The organism is Synechococcus sp. TAK9802, assembly GCF_014279535.1.
Classification (GTDB): Bacteria; Cyanobacteriota; Cyanobacteriia; order PCC-6307; family Cyanobiaceae; genus Parasynechococcus.
In genome coordinates this window covers 372,374-389,785 of the sequence record NZ_CP047937.1, presented here as the reverse complement: position 1 = coordinate 389,785, position 17,412 = coordinate 372,374, and the positions used below count along the sequence as shown (strand labels likewise).

Below are 17,412 nucleotides of genomic sequence, written 5' to 3'. Positions count from 1 at the left end.
GCGGTTCATCCGCCCCCTTTTTTCATGCTCGACCAGCGGTGGCGTTGCAGGCGGCTCGCGCACGCATCGCCACGAAGGGCTCAGGGTCATCCAGGGCCGACGCCAACTGCGCGGGAGACGCCACCATCGCAGCGGCATAGCGGGCTTCCCAGAACGGCGTCACTTGTGGATCAAGCCATGACGCCACCGTTGTGTCTGGATCCTTCACGAGCTTCAAATCGGCCATCGCCAACACAGCTGCCGGCTTGGATTTCATGAATTGCGGCCGGCGTGTGGTGATGGCCTCCGCAAGGATGGATTCGATCAGGCTGAGGGCCTCATCAGGCCAGGGACCGATCCTTGAAAACAGGCGGATGAAAAAGTAATGCGCCCCATAGTCGTTGTGGGCCTCGGCATGCCATCGCTGCTCCAGAGCCGGCCAGAGCTGCTCCGCTGAATGGTCCTGCAAGGTCTGGAGTGCGAGATAACTGCGACTGAAATCCGTGCCGAAGAATTCCTGAATCAGGAAATCGGCTGAGGGCGGCTGGTCGTAGGCGTGCACCAGTTCCAAGGCTTCCGGTCGATCGACGATCAAGCCATCAAGCAGCTCGATCAGATCAAGACCATCGTTCTGCAGCCGGCCCTCAGGCCAGAGCGCACGCAACGCCCGCATCCGAAACACCGGCGAAACAGGTGCGCGCAGGATCTGAGGCAGAAGCTCCGTTACTCCGGCATTGATCGCATCCTGAATCGCCGACTGGCGATCCATCTGATTGGGCAACAACGTCTGCTCGCCAAGAACGGAGACGTGGTCTCGGCTGCCACCCAGACGGATGCTGGCACTGATGGCCGCACCGCGGACCCCAGGCTGGTCCGAGGTTTGGAAGCTCGCAATCAACGGCTCCGCTTCGGAGACGTTCAACGCGGCAAGGCTCTGAATCAACACCCGTCGGTTCTGGGCTGGGTCTGACAACAGCTGCTGCAACGCCTCATGAACGGCGGCGTCTTGGCAGTTCAGCTGCTGAAGCGCAAAAGCAGAGTTCTCAACCAGATAGGGGTCGTCGCTGTTGAGGCAGTTGGCAATGGCAGCCATGGCCTCCTGACAGCCCAGCCGTCCCAACACTTCCACAGCCTTCCGCCGCGCCAATTTGCGTGGTTGCGCTTGCTCCGGATCCATCACCAAGGCGATCAACGCCGTTTCCGTTTCGGGGCCCGGAAAGTTGATCAGATGGGCCGCCGCCATGTAGGGATCACTCTGTGACTCCAGCTCCTCGAGCGGAGTGCTCAGCAGGCGGATCGCATCGCCTTGGGACAGCCCCGGATGGATGTTGTCAAAAGCTCCGGTCAAGGCAGCACGCTCTTGGGGGGTTAATTCTGCAGGACCCCACAGGCCGCAGGGCGTGGATCTGCTCTCGTAAGGAAGATTGCGAAAGGCTCGAAAATCCCGGCAGCTGCGGCATCTTCAACGCAGTCACATCGCCTGCCATGGGACCCACCCTCGCCACATCAATTGCTGTACGAACAGGGATTGAGCCCGGTTCACGCCCTTGGACGGCACGCTCAGTGCGGGTGCCGTTTGCACAGCTCTGCCGCAGCATGCAGTCGATGCACAACCGTGGCCTTGCGATTGATCTAGTGGCGTTCTCCTACGGCTCCGGTGAAGCCAGCGCACCGGCCCCAGCAGCCGCACCCGTGGCCGCCGTTACAGAAGAGGCTCCCAAAGCTGCTGCCAAGAAGCCAGCCAAACGTGGCGGACGTCGCAAGCGCGGCTGAACTCAAGCCGGGCGATCAATCACCTGGAAGATGCCATCGGCCGGCCGGCCGGCCGTGAGTCCACTCCAATTGATCGCCTGCAGAAACCCGTCTGGATCGCGGGTTTCCACCACATCCACACCCCAGCCGCCCTGCTGAAGCGGGGCGGCGGGCGTTCCCTCGGAATCCTTACGACCACCAAGAGCCATGACGGCATGGTCGATGGAATGACCCTGATCAGCACGGATCTTGCGCCAGGCTTGACTGATCTCTTCAGCCAACTGTCCTGGAGTCGAAGTGGACTCCAGGCTGATCTTCCAATGCGGGTGGCTGAGCACTTCCGACGCTGTCACCGAATCGCACTGCTCCGCCAACGCCTTGGCCAGGGCATCAAAGGCAAGAGGAGGCACGGCGGAATCCTGGATCTGCAGGTTGTGGGAAAGGACGAATCGGGTCACAACAAACAGTGCAATCCGGTGACCTTAGCGATGGGAGAAACGGATAATGAATGGCTGCTTCAGCCTTGCCGTGACCGAATCGATGTCTCCCGTAAGCAGCCCTGAAACGATTCAGCTGAGCGAAGAGGAAGCCGAGCAACTGGCTGAGGAGCTGAAGCAACAACTGCGGCAGGGTGAGCGTCTCGCTGGTGACACCCAGGCCATCGAGCGCATGGTGGCCGGCCTGGGAGACCGGCGTGGACTGCTGCGCCTCACCTTTGCCGAAAGCCTCGGCACCGTTGGTGGTGCTGCCGTTCCAGCCCTTTGCACCGCGATGTGCGACCACGAGAACGTGACGGTGCGCCGCGCGGCTGCCAAAACGCTGACGTTAATTTCCGATCAACGCGCCCTTCCATTCCTGCTAAAGGCTCTGCTCAACGATGCCGATCCGGTCGTCCAGGGATCAGCCGTTGGCGCCATGGCCGCCATTGGCCCCGCTGCCGTTGACGGATTGCTCGACATCCTGGTGGACACCGGCAGCACCCCGATGCAGACGGGCCTGGCCAGCTGGGGCCTGGCTTTCGTGGGCGCACGGGCCCCGGAGGCCTTACGCAAGGCTGCCCAATCCCCCCATGCCCAGATCCGCACGGCAGCCATCGCCGCCCTCGGGGATCAAATCCAGAACCTTGGTGATGAGGATGCGCGCCAGCTGCTCACCAATGCCCTAAGGGATCCAGATGAAGACGTTCGGGCTGAAGCGACAACCCTGATGGGCAAGCTCAACGAAAGCGAATGGGCTACCCCACTGCTGCTGCCGAACCTGCAGGACGAAGCGGCACTGGTTCGCAAAAATGCCGCGTTGTCGCTGATGAAACTGGAGGACCCTTCCGTGATCGGGCTACTCCAGCAGTGCATGGAGACGGAGAGCGACCCATCCGTCGCTGTGGTGCTGAAACTTGCTGTGAATCAGCTCAGCAGAGACGACTGAACACAGTTGCACGCATCGTTCACGTAATGTCACATCCGTGGTGTTCGCGTCGAGCACTGCATGCGCAACTACGGGACGAAGGCTGAGGGGCCTCCGTCCCGTATTTTTTGCCTAGCGGCTGCTCTCCAACCGGCCGAGGGAAGCTTCCACCATCTGCCGGCACAGCGGATCGGTGGAGGGATCAGCCAGCACTTCTCTGAGACAGGCTTCTGCACTGGGATCAGGAATTTCAGCCAACGCCATGGCAGCTGACTGCACATGGGCGATGTTGTCTCCCTTGCAGATCTGAATCAGCAACGGAAGCGCTTGAACACCCACCTGGCCAAGGGCCATCACCGCCGACTGCGACACCACGGGGGAGTCGTCCGACAGTGCCTTCTCCAGCACAGCCATCGCGGCAGGAGAGAAGGTCTGATCCGGGTAGTTGGATGCAATCTGGGCGTAGGCCTTCACGCAGCTGGCGCGCACCGTGCCATCCGTACTGGCTTCAAACAGCTCCGCCAGGGGTTGCAGTGCTGTCGCACCAAAGGCTCCGAGCCCTCGCACAGCAGCGCGACGCAAGGACACATCGGGTTGATCCAACAGCGAGATCAGGCGTGGCATCGACTCGTTTGGCCAATGGTCAACCATCGCCAAATAGGCCTGGGTCTGCAGATGGGGGTTGGGATGGGCCAGATCCGCAAACAACGCATCCAGATCTGGACGTTCAACCTGCGACTGCGAAGTCATCAGAACTTAAAAACTGCAAAGCCCCCTGAACATCAGGGTTCTTTGCAGCCTAAGTGGAGCACTGCTGCCAATGAACATCATTCAAGTTGAACGACATCCGTCGACATGAGCATAAAAAAGGAGGCCTTTCGGCCTCCTGATTCCTATGAATGAGTGACGCGAAACAGGCGCTCAGGAAAGAGCGTTGATCACGTAGTCCAGGTAGGACTTGAACTCGTTCAGAGCCTGGGGGCTCATGTCGCGAGGAGCGCAAGCGCGATCGCGGGTGTAGGTGAGTGCTTCGACGTAAGGACCGGTGGGCAGACCCAGGGTGCGGTACACCTCACGAGCGCCGGCGATGCCCCACTCGTCCAGAGGGCCGGTGCCGCCGACAACCAGGCAGTAGTTGATCAGGCGCAGGTAGTGGCCCAGATCGCGGTAGCACTTGTCCACCTTGGTCTGGTTCTCCCCAGCCTCACCGGGCTGCTTGAGGTAGGGGTACTTGTTGAAGCAGGCATCGCCAGCTTCCTTTGTCACGGCGTCGAGGCCAGCAGCCAGCTTCTCAGCAGCTTCGAGGCGAGCGGCGGCGCGTTGGATGTTGCCCTGGACGGCTTCGAGGTCGTTCTGGGAGGGGAAGCGACCTGCTGCGTCAGCAGCGGTCACGATGGTGGTGACGACGGATTTCATCGTTGAGATCCTTTAGATGGAGGGTGATGTTGAGGAAATGGGAAAACCCGATTGACTCAGGCGACAGCGCTGATTACGCGATCGAAGTAAGAGGCAGCCTCAGCAACAAGAGCGGAGCAATCGCCTTGGGTGGTCTCCATCTTGCGGAACTTGGAACCGCCGTTAGCCGGGGTGTTGGTCTCGCCGATGTGAGCGGTGGCGGAAGCCTTCATGATGGCCACAGCGCGGGCAGCGGACTGGGTGGGAACGCCCAGAGCGATGTAGGTCTCCTTGAGGCCGTTCAGGCAGCGGTCATCCAGCACGGATGCATCGCCAGCCAGCAGGGCGTAGGAGATGTAACGAAGAACGATTTCACCGTCACGCAGGCAAGCAGCCATGCGGCGGTTGGGGTAGCAGTTACCACCTGCCTGGATCAGGCCGGTGTTCTCGCAGATCATGCCGGTGACTGCATCAGACACGATGCAGGAGGCATTGGAGGTGATGGCGTTGACAGCGTCCAGACGCTTGTTGCCTTCAGCAACGTACTGACGGAGAGCGGCGATATCGCCAGCACCCACAGCAGCAGTTTTGGCGTCAGCGCTGACGACGGAACGGGAGAATGCGTCGAGCATTGGAAAGCCAGACAAGGGGGAGGGAATGCTTCTCGACTACCAGGTGAGAAACGACGGCGCTTTCCTCAAAAAGAGAATCGAGCTGAACGTTTCAGGCTTGGCCTGCGAAGCGCCCTAAAAAAGTAACTGGGTCAACGGGCCACCCCTGCGGAAGGGGGGTGTTCACGCAACGGTTCGTCACTTAGCCGACAAATATTGCGAGTTGATGCAGAACTCTCCAGCGGCGATAGGGCCATCTGGCGAGGAATCAGAGGGCTTTTCCAGCTTGCATGCAGGTTTTTCGACCCACATCTATTAATAAGTGGGTCGCCTTAGAGGCATCACCAGCAGATCCCTGATGCGGCTTACCCTCGTGCCACCGCAGAGCACCGATGGCCGAACCCACGCTGCAAGAACTGAACGATTCGATTGCCGAACTCGAGGCGTACCGCAATCGCCTGCGCGAGGACGTGATCGCCATGGGGAAAAAGCTGAAGCTGCCGCAGAAGCGAATCGACGCCACTGTTGCTGAGCATGCGGAACTGCAACGCCTCGAAGAGGTGCTGGAGCAACTGCTCAAGCAGCAAGAGATCATGACCAACGCCTGAGCGATGACGTCGTTTGTGCCGCCAATGACCATGGCGGACTTCCTCCAGGCCAGCCGCGGCACCTGGTTGAACCGCCGCTCGATTCATCACCTCGACCATCAGGACGATGAAGCGGCTGATTCCAATCTGGTTATCGAGCCATTCGATGCCTCCGACCCGGTTGTGCAGCGGGTCTGCGACGCACTGCAGGTGGCGACAGACCGCGCCGCCGGTGGAGGCCGCTTCTGGTGGGAAAGCAACCTCAAAAAGGCGGTTCGAAACGATGACTACGCCGCAGTCATCGTCGATGTGCCTGAACAGGGCAACCCCCGTAAGGGCTTTTTGCTTCGTGACGTCGGTTACGTCGAGAAAAAATCGGTGGTTAGCACTTACACCTTTGCCGATGACGGCGTTCTCACCATCACAACCCGATACGACACGAATGTGGGAACAGAGCGTTGCTGGTTCGTGACCGATCAAGTGCGCATGCGCGTGAGTTCCGTGCAGTGCCTCGATGGCGTGTCGATGACGACGTACTGCACTGAACTGCGCTGCCCCAGCGACGACGACATCAAGGCCATGGCCGACAAGGCCCGCCAGGTCGCTGACTCACCCGTGCTGGAGACCACACACTGATGTTCGATTCCTTTCTCAACCAACTGCATCGGGGCATTCAGGAACGGGGCGGCCAACCCGCTGCTGTGCCCGAAGGATTACAACACTGCCAATCCAGCAAAAGCGGCGGCAAGATCGAAAGCTGGCTCTGGAGTGTTCCAGGCTTCCGCCGGTGGCGCGTCACCCGGCTCGATGCCGGCGACAGCCTGCAGGTTCTCAACTCAGTGGCCTATCCCGAGCACGGCCTGGACCACCCACTTATGGGGGTGGATCTGCTCTGGTTCGGCGCCCGCCAGAAATTGGTGGCCGTTCTCGACTTTCAACCGCTGATTCAGGACAAGGAATACCTGGAGCGCCACTTCACAGGCCTCAGGGCTCTGCACGAGCAGTACCCCGAGCTGAACGGGGAGGAAACCATGCGCTCCTTCGATCCCAACCAATACTTCTCCCCTTGGTTGCTGTTCTGCCGCGGCGGTGCCGACGAAGCGGAAGGATCGCTTCCCCAAGCTTTCGATGGCTTTCTCTCGGCCTACTGGTCGATGCATGACCAGGCCAAGGGGCAGTCGGCATTGGCGGCATCCGAGGTGGAACGCCTCCAGAACGCCTACGACGTTTACAGCGCTGAACGCGATCCAGCCCACGGCTTGTTCACCAGTCACTTCGGCAAGGACTGGTCCGACCGATTCCTGCACGAATTCCTCTTCCCCGCCAGTCAGCCCGCATGAGCCTCCCCCTCCGCACGTCGAGTCTTGAACCCGTCCAGATCCCTGGATGGCGCTGGCAGCCTTTTCTCGACACCGCCGTCGCCGCTCTGGCCCCTCTGCAGCCGAAGCCTTATCCGGTGGCAGAACGATTCCTGCAAAAAGAGGGGAGCACGGGATCCAAGGCGAAACCCGTCCCCGTCAGCACGGCCACCTGGGCCTGCTCAACCGAGAAACTCCGCCAGGTGCGCTGTGCCTGTGTTGAAGCCGGTGCCGCTGCATCGGTCCTCAATTTCGTGATCAACCCCAACAGCCGTTTTGATCTTCCGTTCTTCGGAGCCGATCTGGTGACGCTGCCCAACGGGCACTTGCTTGCTCTTGACCTGCAACCTGTCGACAAGACAGATCCCGATCACACGGGACCGGTTTGGCAGCGACTGATGCCCCTGTTCGAGCGTTGGCGCGCCGAACTGCCCGACGGGGGCCCCATCCCTGAAGAGGCACAGCCGTATTTCTCACCGGCCTTTCTCTGGACTCGGATCCCGCTGGGGGAAGAAGGCGATGCGCTGATTGACCGCGTGATCCGTCCGGCCTTTGCGGACTACCTCCAGCTCTACCTGGCGTTGGTGGAGGAGGCACAGGCCGTAAATGATGAGCGTGCGGCACTCCTGCTTTCGGGCCAGAAGCGCTACACGGCCTATCGCGCCGAGAAAGATCCAGCCCGCGGCATGTTGACGCGCTTCTACGGCAGCGAATGGACGGAGTCGTACATCCACGGCGTGCTGTTTGACCTCGAAGAAGCCGCCGCCACTTCCTTGTCGCCGCAAGGGAGTTAAGCATTATGAACAGCTTTCGGGAGGCTCCCGAGCAGTTGGTCAGAATCGCGGACGTCGGGATCGAGGCAATAGCCTTCCGCCATCCCTCCAAGTCTGAAATTCCCTTCCAGACGTAGTTCACAGGAACAACAACCATGTTCGACGCCTTCACCAAGGTTGTCGCCCAGGCCGACGCCCGGGGACAATTCATCAGCACCAGCGAGATCGACGCCCTCGCTGCCATGGTTTCCGACAGCAACAAGCGTCTGGATGCCGTTAACCGCATCTCCAGCAACGCTTCCACCATCGTTGCTTCCGCTGCCCGCCAGCTGTTCGCTCAGCAGCCTGCTCTGATCGCCCCCGGCGGCAACGCTTACACCTCCCGCCGCATGGCTGCTTGCCTGCGCGACATGGAGATCATCCTTCGCTACGTCACCTATTCCGCTTTCACCGGCGACGCTTCCGTGATGGAAGACCGCTGCCTGAACGGCCTGCGTGAGACCTACCTGGCCCTCGGCACCCCCGGTGCTTCTGTTGCAGCCGGCGTGAACCTGATGAAGGACGCCGCCCTGGCCATCGTCAACGACAAAGCTGGCATCGCCGCTGGTGACTGCGCCTCCCTGAGCAGCGAAATCGGCACCTACTTCGACCGCGCCGCCGCCTCCGTCGCCTGATCGGCGCCTGGATTCGACGTCTTTCATTCACATAACGATCAATGAAAACTCCCCTCACCGAAGCTGTTGCAGCAGCTGATTCCCAGGGCCGCTTCCTGAGCAACACCGAAGTTCAGGCTGCCTCCGGTCGCTTCAACCGTGCCAAGGCCAGCCTCGAGGCTGCCAAGGCTCTCACCAGCAAGGCTGATTCCCTGGTGAACGGCGCTGCCCAGGCCGTGTACACCAAGTTCCCCTACACCACCCAGATGGAGGGGTCCAACTACTCCGCCACTGCTGAAGGCAAAGCCAAGTGCTCCCGTGACGTGGGCTACTACCTGCGCATGATCACCTACTGCCTCGTGGCAGGTGGCACCGGCCCCATGGACGACTACCTGATCGCCGGTCTCGACGAGATCAACCGCACCTTCGAGCTCTCTCCCTCCTGGTATGTGGAAGCTCTGAAGCACATCAAGGCCAACCACGGCCTCAGCGGCGACGCTGCTACCGAAGCCAACAGCTACATCGATTACGCCATCAACGCCCTGATCTGATCAGCCGACGTTGCGTTCCAAGCCCCCCTCGGGGGGCTTTTTTTATTGTTCTTTTTCGGCCCCATCAGAGCGCTGTGATCACCCCCAACGTTCGGCGTTTTCTCAACCTGCTCTGCGGCGAATACAGCAACCAGCAGCAAGCCTTCGACAACCCACCCCTCTATGCCCACATCTTTCTGAGGTATCGCCCGCTCATACAGCTCCATCCAGGGTCGATTCTGCTTGAACAGACCTATGCCGTTGATCCCAAGCATCCCTATCGGTTGCGCATGATCCGCGCTGAAGAGCAGGCCTCCGGCGCCATCAAGCTCTGGAATCACACCTTCCGTGATCCGGAACGCTTCGCCGGAGCCACGTTTGATCCACAACTGCGCCTTGCCATTCATGACAGCGACCTGATCAGCCTGGATCAGTGCCACTACCAAGTGCTCGAACAGCCAGACGGCTACCACGGCGCCATGGAACCAGGCTGCAAATGCATCGTGAAACGGAATGGCAAAGACACCGTTCTGGTGAGCAGCTTTCATTTGCAGGGAGACTCCCTTGCGACCCTCGATCGCGGTCATGACCCGGAAACCAATGAGCGTTGCTGGGGCTCGGTGGCAGGACCGTTCCGGTTCAAACGAACTGAAAGCTGGACAGCCGACATGGCATCGGCCTGGGTGTGATGGAACCGCTGAGTGAAACGCAGGTGATCCAAAACCTCCGCCAGACGGAGGACCCTTCGGCGCAGTACTACGCCGCCTGGTGGCTCGGAAAAATGCGCAGCCAGCATCCCGATGCCATCCCTCTTCTGCTTAAGGCTCTTGGAGCACTGGATGCCACGCCGATTGATCCAGAACAGCGCGGTGTCGCTCTCAACGCGATCCGTGCTCTCGGTTTGCTCAGGGACATAAGAGCAGAACAACCTCTTCTGGCGCTGCTGCACTCCAACGATTACACCGTGCGAGAGGAGGTGGTCCGCACGCTTGGTGCCATGGGCAGCTGTGGGGCTGTTGAGGGCATCCGCGCCTTGCTTGCCGGTGGATTGGAGGGAGCAGGAGCTGAGCAACCCTCATCCCCCTTGCTCAACGAACCCTGTGAAGCGTTGCTGGAAGCCCTCGGTGACATTGGTGATGGAAGCAGTAGAAATCTCGCTGTAATTCAGCCGTTCACGGAGCACCCGCGGCCATTGATCCGTTCAGCGGCCTGCCGAGCCTTGCTGCAGCTGACCGGTCGTGATCAATGGGGGATAGAACTGAAAAAGCTGCTGAACCATCCAGAACCCCTGGTGCGCCGTGGCGCGCTGCTCGACCTTGGCGCAACCGGCTGGCTCGCCGCCGTGCCCTCGATCCGCTCGGCTGCGGTGGAACCCAGCCTCAAGTTGGTTGCACTCCGAGAGGTGGCGGAACGCAACGTCGACCCCGATGACGTTCTCGACGCAATGGACGGACTGCTCTGATGACCAGCACAGCATTGGACCAGGCGCTTCAGACGCTCGAGCGGGCCACCAGCACTCCTGAGCTGGTTCAAGCAACGCAAGCCCTTTGTGCACTGAACGACCTTGAGGCCGCCAAACCGCTCGTGAAGGTGCTGGGATTCAACAATCCAGCGGTGGCAGCCGTGGCAACACAGGGGCTGATTCAACTGGGACGGGACATCGTTCCCATCCTTCTGGTGAGCCTGGATGCCCACAATTACGGCGCACGGGCCTGGGTGGTGAAGGTGATTGCCGCCTTGCAGGATCCACGGGGTCTTGACCTCCTGGAGCATGCCCTTCAGGCCGACATCGCTCCAAGCGTGCGGCGCTCCGCAACCCGTGGCCTGGCGGACTTGGAGCTCAGTGAAGATGCAGCGCACGATCAGCTTGTGCGCTGTTTCGAGGGACTGTTCAAAGCCGTGCGAGACGACGAGTGGGTGGTGCGTTACGCAGCGGCCTACGGACTCGAGCAACGCTTGAACAGCGCAGCTGTGTCAGCGCACCTCGCCGAACAGGGCCGTGCCGCACTGAACCAGCTCGCATCCGATGCGGAAGGTGTCAGGGTGGTGCAGCTGCGGGCCCTGAAAGCCCTCCAACGCCTCAACGCCGGATGACCCAGAAACTGTTGTTCGTCTGCCTCGGCAACATCTGCCGCTCACCAGCAGCCGAAGGCGTCTTCCTGCATCTGCTTGAAAAGCGTGGCCTCAGTGATCAGTTCGTGGTGGATTCCGCCGGAACAGGCGGATGGCATGTGGGCAACCCGGCAGACCGACGCATGCAGGCTGCCGCCAACCGCCGCGGCATTCCGCTGCCCAGCCGCGCACGACAGATCAGCCTCGACGATTTTTCGAGTTTCGATCTGGTGCTGACCATGGATGACGACAATCTCGCGGCCGTCCAGGGACTGGCTCGCGAAGCCGGTCCCCGAGCAACGGCCAGCATCAAGCCCATGCTCAGCTACGCCGGACGGTTCTCTGAAACGGAAGTGCCGGATCCCTATTACGGGGGCGAGGCGGGCTTCGAGCATGTGCTCGACCTGCTCGAGGATGCCTGCGCCAACCTGCTCGACGAGCTCAGCCCGCCGGCGTAGGCCAGGCTTCTTCAGCTACCCGAGACCGGAACTGCCCGACCAGGGCATCGATCACAACCTCGATACTCATGCCATCGGTCACGAGCTCAACGGCATCGTCCGCCTGCACCAGAGGAGCCTCCTCACGGGTGCTGTCGAGATGATCCCGTTCGGCGATCTGTGCTTCGAGCTCAGATCGCTCAGGCACCGGGAAGCCTCGCTGCTCCAAATCCAGAGCCCGGCGCCGGGCCCGTTCGCCCACCGTGGCCGTAAGGAACACCTTCAGATCCGCATCCGGGAAAACAGCGGTGCCGATGTCGCGGCCTTCTGCCACCAAACCACCCTTGGCACCCATCGCTTTCTGTTGAGCAGTCAGCGCTTGCCTGACGCAACGGTGGGCGGCCACAGCCGAAACCGACGCGGTGACCTCCGGCGAGCGAATCGCGTCACTCACGTCCTGCCCATTCACCAACACCTGCTGGCCACCACCGGGCAGCGACCGCAGCTGAAGGTCGAGGTCGTTCAACAGCGGTGCAATCGACGCCGCATCCTGGGGGTCCACACCGTTCTGTTGCACCAACCAGGTCACCGACCGATACATCGCACCGGTGTCGAGATAAACCAGCCCCATCCGCTCAGCAAAGGCCCGAGTCACGGTGCTTTTGCCAGCACCGGCAGGGCCATCGATGGCAACAAGAGGCTGGCGGGTCATCAGGAAGACGTGATCAATCAAACGGGTCGTCCCGCAACGCACCGCCGCGGCCAACAGTGAGATGGCCGTTTCAGCGCCACAGGGCTGAAGGGTGGAGGGGGCGACCCTCTCTACATACTCCACTTCAAGCCCTGCTTCAGCGAGGCTCTGTCGCACCGAAGTCTCGGGATCATTGGGATCGGCACGACGCAGTGCCGCCGGCAGAGCAGCCGCTCGAGCCCGATCAACAGAGGAGAGGTATTGGTTTCGGGAACTCAACGCCAAACCATCGGATTCACGAACGGTGGGAACGCCCTGAACCGCCACGCCCAGATCAAGATCGGCCACGAGCCGGCGCAGGATCACCAGCTGCTGCCAGTCCTTCTCACCCAGCCAAAGGCAAGACGGCTCCACCAGCTGCAGCAGTCGGGCAACGACCGTGACCACACCATCAAAGTGACCGGGACGGGAGGCTCCACACAGATGGGTCTGCAGGTCTACCGGTGCTGAACGCGACACCGCCGACTGAGGTCCACCGGGATAGACCATGTCGACCGCCGGAGCCCAAAGGGCATGGGCGCCACAACGTTCGGCTAAATCGCGATCCGCTTCGAGGGTTCGCGGGTAGCGATCAAAGTCTTCAGCTGGCCCGAATTGAAGTGGGTTAACGAACACACTCACCAGCACAGGACCCCGTGCTGCAGCGAGGTGGATCAGCTCACCATGACCCTGGTGCAACCCCCCCATGGTGGGCACGAATTGCAGAGGTCCACCGAGGTTGGCCCGGAAGCGTTCCAGCTCGGCCTGGGTGGAGAGAACGACGCAGCTCAGCGGAGCACCTCAAGCTTGACCTGGGCAATTCCAGAGGCAGTCAGTCCCAGGTCAGAGGCGGCGCCGTGGCCCAGGTCGATCACCCGGTGATCAATGAAAGGTCCGCGATCGTTGATGCGGATCACAGCCGTGCGCCCGTTCCAGAGGTTGGTGACGCGCACTTTCGTTCCAAAGGGAAGCGTGCGGTGGGCAGCCGTCATCGTGCCGCGCTTGTAAACCTCACCGTTGGCCGTGAGGTTGCCGTAAAAGCCGGGGCCGTACCAACTGGCCTCACCAGTGATGACCTTCACCACCTCGGGCACGACCTTCAGCTTCGGCTGGGGAAGTTCAGGGGAAGGAGGTGCAAGAACCGGTTTGACCTCCGCCGGAGTAAGCGTTGCCTGCAGCCCAGAAGCCTGGGGCTCGACCACCAGATCCAGAGGGTAAAGGGGCTCTGCACCGTTGACCGAGAGGAGATCACTGGCCACGACCGGCAGGAGGGCCGCACTGCCTGAGATCGCTCCGGAGAGCGTGGCCAAGGTCAGGAGGACTCGCATGCAGAACGGCGTTGCCAAGGTCTGGGAACTGAGCGCGCAGTTCTCGGCCGTTGGCAGGCCTCACAAAAAAAGATTGTTGTGAACTTAAAAAGGGTGCTCTTGGAAAGAAACTGGGCGCCATCAGAGCGATCGGCACAGCCACCCAGGCCCGCCTCTTTCGCTAAACCGCGTGCCGACTGGCAGATCAACGCCGGAACGCAAGCCCCCGGACATAAGCCGAGAGAGAACAGCCGATAAGCACAGCTAATCAACTACTGTGCCGACAAGACAATCAGCACAGGTTCCGCGGCATTGCAGGATCAATGCATCGGATTCGTTCCATGGATTACAAGAGCGCTGGAGTTGACGTTGAGGCCGGGCGCGCGTTCGTGCAACGCATCAAGGCGTCTGTGGAAGCCACCCACCGACCGGAGGTCATCGGCGGCCTTGGCGGTTTTGGCGGGCTGATGCGTCTTCCAGCCGGATTACGCAAGCCCCTTCTGGTCTCAGGCACCGATGGCGTCGGAACCAAACTTGAGCTGGCCCAGGAGCATGGCAGCCATCACGGCGTGGGCATCGACCTGGTGGCGATGTGCGTCAACGACGTGATCACCTCAGGAGCCGCGCCGCTCTTCTTCTTGGATTACATGGCCACCGGGGCCTTATCGCCATCGGCAATGGCCGAGGTCGTTGAAGGAATCGCCGATGGCTGCAGGCAGAGCGGCTGCGCCCTACTCGGCGGCGAAACGGCCGAGATGCCGGGGTTTTACCCGAAGGGGCGTTACGACCTCGCCGGCTTTTGTGTGGCCGTCGTCGAAGAAGACGAGCTCATTGACGGCCAGCGCATCCAACCTGGCGATAGCGTGATCGGTGTGGCCAGCAGCGGCGTGCACAGCAACGGCTTCAGCCTGGTGCGCAAGGTGCTGGAGAAGGCCAACGCCAAAGCGAACACCTTGTATGGCGACGACCAGCGCCCTCTCATCGGCGACCTGCTGGCGCCGACAACCCTTTATGCCGACCTGGTGCAGCACCTGCTGCAGAGCGGATGCGAGCTCCACGGCATGGCCCATATCACCGGCGGAGGACTCCCGGAAAACCTGCCGCGCTGCCTGCCGGATGGCTGCTCTGCGCGCATCGATGCCTCCAGCTGGACAAGACCACCCCTGTTCCGATGGCTGCAGGAGGCCGGAGACATTCCCGAAAGAGACCTTTGGCACACGTTCAACCTCGGCATCGGTTTCTGCCTGGTGGTGCCGGCTGGGAGCGAAACCGCTGTGATCGAGCATTGCCGCGGCAAGAACCATCGGGCTTGGGTGATTGGCAACGTGACCTCCAACACCCCAGGCAGCGCCGCTGTTCTGGACGGTGTTCCCGCCTGATTACGTCAGTTTCAGACAGGTTTAAAGCAGTCGGCCACACCCCAGAAGGGATCGAATAGGCTGCCTGGAGCACATCGGAACCTTTTCCGATAGCGGCGTCAATACATCTTTTTCAATGCCTTTTGATAAGCCCCAGCGCATTACGCGCCGTCGATCGTCTGCAGGTCCTGTTCCTCCAAGGCGTCCTTTGCCTTCAGGCCAGGACAGGCAACAGGGCTACAGGCAGGGTCCACGACCAACTTTTCTCACGCTCCGGGATCACGGCAAGGTGTTCGTGGCCGACATGCCCCACCTTTCGGATGGGCAACTGGCTCACATCGGCAAGGAAGCCCAGGAGGTTTTGGAAAGCCTCGAACGGCGGATTCAAGACATGGAGCAGGAGCTCAGTCATGGTCCTCAGGAGCGCGACACCCTGATCAAGGCGTCCACCAAGCGCGATGTCACACGCAGGTTCATCCGGGCAATTCAGGACGAGCAGGAACATCGCCAGAACAACCCCGCTCTGAGGAGCGCTGCTGGCGAATCGCTTCCGCGCACCTTTCTGGAGGTCGCCCGGCATCGACTGCCTGGGGCAACCTTTGATTCCTTGCTGCAGGAAGCCCTCGCCGCCTGTGCCCAGCAACAGGACACTGCCCCAGCCCCCACTCGCCTGGAACCCTCGCAAGACAAAGTCGTTCCGATTCGCAATGACGGCGACAGCCTCCCGGTGGTGGTGAGTCCAGCCCCTGAATCCGCCTCGGAGGCCTGAGCACAACACTCAGCGGCTCTGGAAGGGATTGGCGGGCATCCGCTCGCTGCAATGGAGCCGGGCCGCATCCAACCGCTGAAACTCCTGCGGTGACAATGACCACTGGAGCGCAGCGGCGACATCCCTGGCCTGCTCTGGAGTTCGCAGCCCCGGGATCGGCGTTGTGCCGAGAGCTCTGCACCAGTTCAAAGCGACTTGAACCATCGATGCCCCGCGATCGATCGCGATGGCCTGCATCGCACTGCGCAACTCAAGACTTGCCGGAAGCAGGCGCTGGAACAGGCGTTGTCTCAACCAGGCGACAGGACGCCTCTCCTCAGACCCGGGAGCACAACCGAGCACGCCGAAAGCCAGAGGGCTGTAGGCCAACACCTCCACGCCAAGCTCCCTGCTGACGGCAATCAACTCGCGCAGCTGATCATCCGCAGGTGCCAAGAGCGAGCACTGCACCTGAACGCTGCGTAGGGAAACGCCCCGATCCAACAGACGGCGATGGATCAACAGCAGGCGTTGGGGGCCCAGGTTGGACAGGCCCAACTCCTCAACCCGGCCAGACAGAACAAGATCAGCCAAGCCATCAAGAAGGCCTGTCTCCTGCCAGGGCGCGTAGCGCGCTGTGCTCCAGTGCAGCTGCACCCGCCGAAGCTGCCCCTTGAGCCTCGTTCGACTGGCCTCAAAGGCGGCATCAAAGCCCCGACGCCCCCATCGCCAGGGGAATGGGGCCAACTTCGTGGCCACCGTCAACTGGGATCGACGCAGGGCTGGCAACTCGGCCATGAAGTCGCCAAGCAACGCTTCACTGCGTCCACTCAGGCTCCCCGTTCCATAGGAATCCGCCGTGTCAATCAAGTTGAGCCCAGAGCTGAGGGCCTGACGAAACGTGGCACGAAGGCGAGCGTCGTCCCGCTGGGCGTCGTATCCCCAAACCGCCTTGTTGCCCCAGGCCCAGGTGCCGAAACCGATGCCGTTCAACGGGGCGATGCTGCTGCCAGCCATGATCGCCACCAGCCCGTCCCGTTGCGTCATGACTGCATCCCCCGCGCAGGAACCTGCGCGATCGACCGATCAAGCAGTGGAGGGATCGACCGCGGACGCGGAACGCATTCTCTGCAACCACTGCCGCAGAACCGCCAGCAATGGCATTCGCTGCCTGGGCATGTGCGTTGCCGACAGCGATTACTGATGATTCATCTCTGGATGACGCCACTGCTGCTTGCCGTGCCAGCAACGGTCAATCCAGCCCAGGCTTTTGGCCGTCTGGAGCACAGGCCTGCGCATTGCCGCATCGTCGTCGGTGGGCGTTCTTTGGCCTGCGAGCGCCTGCAGATCAGCGCGAACGGAAGCCGTGGCCTGCGGCTTCGATTCATCGGAGATGATCAAGAAACGGGGGGCAGCTACCAGTTGAGCTTCGTCAGCCTGGATGGAGATCAAGGCAGTCCGCTCAGTTGCGATAACTCAGGCTGCCGCGTGGATTCACGCCGCTGGAGCGCAACCCTGCTCAGCACGTCATGGGTTCGCGTTGATGCCAGAGGCCTCCCCAAGGGCCTTCCTGCAACCCGTATGGCCCAGGGGCGTTGCTGGATTGATGCGAACACCGTGAGCTGCGAGAGTCACTCACGCAACGTTGACGGCATGAGCGCGGAGGCTCAACTGTGAT

At 61.3% G+C, this 17,412-nt stretch carries 24 protein-coding genes; 16 read left to right on the top strand and 8 right to left on the bottom strand.

What is annotated here, in order from left to right; all coding sequences use genetic code 11:
- Positions 1-22: 22 nt before the first annotated feature.
- Entirely contained in the window at positions 23-1,327 is a 1,305-nt protein-coding gene (locus SynTAK9802_RS02105; protein WP_186497054.1) for a HEAT repeat domain-containing protein, read from the bottom strand.
- 137 nt (positions 1,328-1,464) lie between these two features.
- Here SynTAK9802_RS02105 and SynTAK9802_RS02100 point away from each other — a divergent pair, with 137 nt between their 5' ends.
- On the top strand, positions 1,465-1,752 hold the full coding sequence (locus SynTAK9802_RS02100) for a hypothetical protein (protein WP_186497053.1): 288 nt from the start codon (positions 1,465-1,467) through the stop codon (positions 1,750-1,752).
- 2 nt (positions 1,753-1,754) lie between these two features.
- On the opposite strand, the gene SynTAK9802_RS02095 is transcribed toward SynTAK9802_RS02100, so the two are convergent.
- Complete coding sequence (locus SynTAK9802_RS02095; RefSeq protein WP_186497052.1) at positions 1,755-2,189, bottom strand: DUF2656 family protein; 435 nt, start codon at positions 2,187-2,189, stop codon at positions 1,755-1,757.
- A gap of 46 nt (positions 2,190-2,235) precedes the next feature.
- Between SynTAK9802_RS02095 and SynTAK9802_RS02090 the strand changes: the two genes are divergently transcribed.
- Positions 2,236-3,156 (top strand): HEAT repeat domain-containing protein, encoded by a 921-nt coding sequence (locus SynTAK9802_RS02090; protein WP_114987350.1) that lies wholly within the window; start codon positions 2,236-2,238, stop codon positions 3,154-3,156.
- 111 nt (positions 3,157-3,267) lie between these two features.
- On the opposite strand, the gene SynTAK9802_RS02085 is transcribed toward SynTAK9802_RS02090, so the two are convergent.
- From SynTAK9802_RS02085 to cpeB, 3 genes are all read right to left on the bottom strand, one after another.
- Complete coding sequence (locus SynTAK9802_RS02085; RefSeq protein ID WP_114987348.1) at positions 3,268-3,885, bottom strand: HEAT repeat domain-containing protein; 618 nt, start codon at positions 3,883-3,885, stop codon at positions 3,268-3,270.
- A 171-nt stretch (positions 3,886-4,056) separates the two neighbouring features.
- Positions 4,057-4,551, bottom strand: coding sequence for a class 1 C-phycoerythrin subunit alpha (gene cpeA, locus SynTAK9802_RS02080; RefSeq protein ID WP_114987347.1), 495 nt, complete (start codon positions 4,549-4,551; stop codon positions 4,057-4,059).
- A gap of 56 nt (positions 4,552-4,607) precedes the next feature.
- Positions 4,608-5,162, bottom strand: a complete 555-nt coding sequence (cpeB, locus tag SynTAK9802_RS02075) for a class 1 C-phycoerythrin subunit beta (protein WP_114987344.1) — start codon at positions 5,160-5,162, stop codon at positions 4,608-4,610.
- A 371-nt stretch (positions 5,163-5,533) separates the two neighbouring features.
- Here cpeB and SynTAK9802_RS02070 point away from each other — a divergent pair, with 371 nt between their 5' ends.
- The 10 genes from SynTAK9802_RS02070 to SynTAK9802_RS02025 all read left to right on the top strand — a co-directional run bounded on the left by SynTAK9802_RS02070 (position 5,534) and on the right by SynTAK9802_RS02025 (position 11,612).
- Positions 5,534-5,749, top strand: coding sequence for a hypothetical protein (locus tag SynTAK9802_RS02070; RefSeq protein WP_114987342.1), 216 nt, complete (start codon positions 5,534-5,536; stop codon positions 5,747-5,749).
- A 3-nt stretch (positions 5,750-5,752) separates the two neighbouring features.
- Complete coding sequence (locus tag SynTAK9802_RS02065; RefSeq protein ID WP_114987340.1) at positions 5,753-6,364, top strand: phycobiliprotein lyase; 612 nt, start codon at positions 5,753-5,755, stop codon at positions 6,362-6,364.
- Positions 6,364-7,068, top strand: a complete 705-nt coding sequence (locus SynTAK9802_RS02060) for a 15,16-dihydrobiliverdin:ferredoxin oxidoreductase (RefSeq protein ID WP_186497051.1) — start codon at positions 6,364-6,366, stop codon at positions 7,066-7,068. Before SynTAK9802_RS02065 ends, SynTAK9802_RS02060 begins: the two co-directional genes overlap by 1 nt.
- Entirely contained in the window at positions 7,065-7,880 is an 816-nt protein-coding gene (locus SynTAK9802_RS02055) for a phycoerythrobilin:ferredoxin oxidoreductase (RefSeq protein WP_186497050.1), read from the top strand. Before SynTAK9802_RS02060 ends, SynTAK9802_RS02055 begins: the two co-directional genes overlap by 4 nt.
- A gap of 134 nt (positions 7,881-8,014) precedes the next feature.
- Positions 8,015-8,533 (top strand): phycocyanin subunit beta, encoded by a 519-nt coding sequence (locus tag SynTAK9802_RS02050; RefSeq protein WP_114987333.1) that lies wholly within the window; start codon positions 8,015-8,017, stop codon positions 8,531-8,533.
- Between the two features lie 41 nt (positions 8,534-8,574).
- A complete protein-coding gene (cpcA, locus tag SynTAK9802_RS02045) occupies positions 8,575-9,063 on the top strand; it encodes a phycocyanin subunit alpha (protein WP_115010503.1) in 489 nt (162 codons plus the stop codon).
- Positions 9,064-9,137: 74 nt separating this feature from the next.
- A complete protein-coding gene (locus SynTAK9802_RS02040; protein ID WP_186497049.1) occupies positions 9,138-9,731 on the top strand; it encodes a chromophore lyase CpcT/CpeT in 594 nt (197 codons plus the stop codon).
- Positions 9,731-10,504 (top strand): HEAT repeat domain-containing protein, encoded by a 774-nt coding sequence (locus SynTAK9802_RS02035; protein ID WP_186497048.1) that lies wholly within the window; start codon positions 9,731-9,733, stop codon positions 10,502-10,504. The genes SynTAK9802_RS02040 and SynTAK9802_RS02035 overlap by 1 nt, the downstream gene beginning before the upstream one ends.
- Positions 10,504-11,136, top strand: a complete 633-nt coding sequence (locus SynTAK9802_RS02030; protein WP_186497047.1) for a HEAT repeat domain-containing protein — start codon at positions 10,504-10,506, stop codon at positions 11,134-11,136. Before SynTAK9802_RS02035 ends, SynTAK9802_RS02030 begins: the two co-directional genes overlap by 1 nt.
- The gene (locus tag SynTAK9802_RS02025) at positions 11,133-11,612 is read left to right on the top strand and encodes a low molecular weight protein-tyrosine-phosphatase (RefSeq protein WP_186497046.1); all 480 of its coding nucleotides are present in this window, start codon (positions 11,133-11,135) and stop codon (positions 11,610-11,612) included. Before SynTAK9802_RS02030 ends, SynTAK9802_RS02025 begins: the two co-directional genes overlap by 4 nt.
- On the opposite strand, the gene SynTAK9802_RS02020 is transcribed toward SynTAK9802_RS02025, so the two are convergent.
- A complete protein-coding gene (locus SynTAK9802_RS02020; RefSeq protein ID WP_186497937.1) occupies positions 11,596-13,113 on the bottom strand; it encodes a bifunctional pantoate--beta-alanine ligase/(d)CMP kinase in 1,518 nt (505 codons plus the stop codon). The genes SynTAK9802_RS02025 and SynTAK9802_RS02020 overlap by 17 nt on opposite strands.
- A complete protein-coding gene (locus tag SynTAK9802_RS02015) occupies positions 13,110-13,649 on the bottom strand; it encodes a septal ring lytic transglycosylase RlpA family protein (protein ID WP_186497044.1) in 540 nt (179 codons plus the stop codon). The genes SynTAK9802_RS02020 and SynTAK9802_RS02015 overlap by 4 nt, the downstream gene beginning before the upstream one ends.
- Positions 13,650-13,969: 320 nt before the next feature.
- Here SynTAK9802_RS02015 and purM point away from each other — a divergent pair, with 320 nt between their 5' ends.
- Complete coding sequence (gene purM / locus SynTAK9802_RS02010) at positions 13,970-15,007, top strand: phosphoribosylformylglycinamidine cyclo-ligase (protein WP_186497042.1); 1,038 nt, start codon at positions 13,970-13,972, stop codon at positions 15,005-15,007.
- Between the two features lie 115 nt (positions 15,008-15,122).
- A complete protein-coding gene (locus tag SynTAK9802_RS02005) occupies positions 15,123-15,755 on the top strand; it encodes a histidine phosphotransferase (protein ID WP_114987317.1) in 633 nt (210 codons plus the stop codon).
- 9 nt (positions 15,756-15,764) lie between these two features.
- Here SynTAK9802_RS02005 and SynTAK9802_RS02000 read toward each other — a convergent pair whose 3' ends face one another.
- A complete protein-coding gene (locus tag SynTAK9802_RS02000) occupies positions 15,765-16,781 on the bottom strand; it encodes an aldo/keto reductase (protein WP_186497040.1) in 1,017 nt (338 codons plus the stop codon).
- On the opposite strand from SynTAK9802_RS02000, the gene SynTAK9802_RS01995 reads away from it, so the two are divergent.
- Together SynTAK9802_RS01995 and SynTAK9802_RS01990 are read left to right on the top strand one after the other, a co-directional pair.
- Positions 16,780-16,938, top strand: a complete 159-nt coding sequence (locus tag SynTAK9802_RS01995; RefSeq protein WP_170950470.1) for a hypothetical protein — start codon at positions 16,780-16,782, stop codon at positions 16,936-16,938. The genes SynTAK9802_RS02000 and SynTAK9802_RS01995 overlap by 2 nt on opposite strands.
- 14 nt (positions 16,939-16,952) lie before the next feature.
- Positions 16,953-17,411, top strand: a complete 459-nt coding sequence (locus SynTAK9802_RS01990) for a hypothetical protein (RefSeq protein WP_186497039.1) — start codon at positions 16,953-16,955, stop codon at positions 17,409-17,411.
- Position 17,412: the final 1 nt, after the last annotated feature.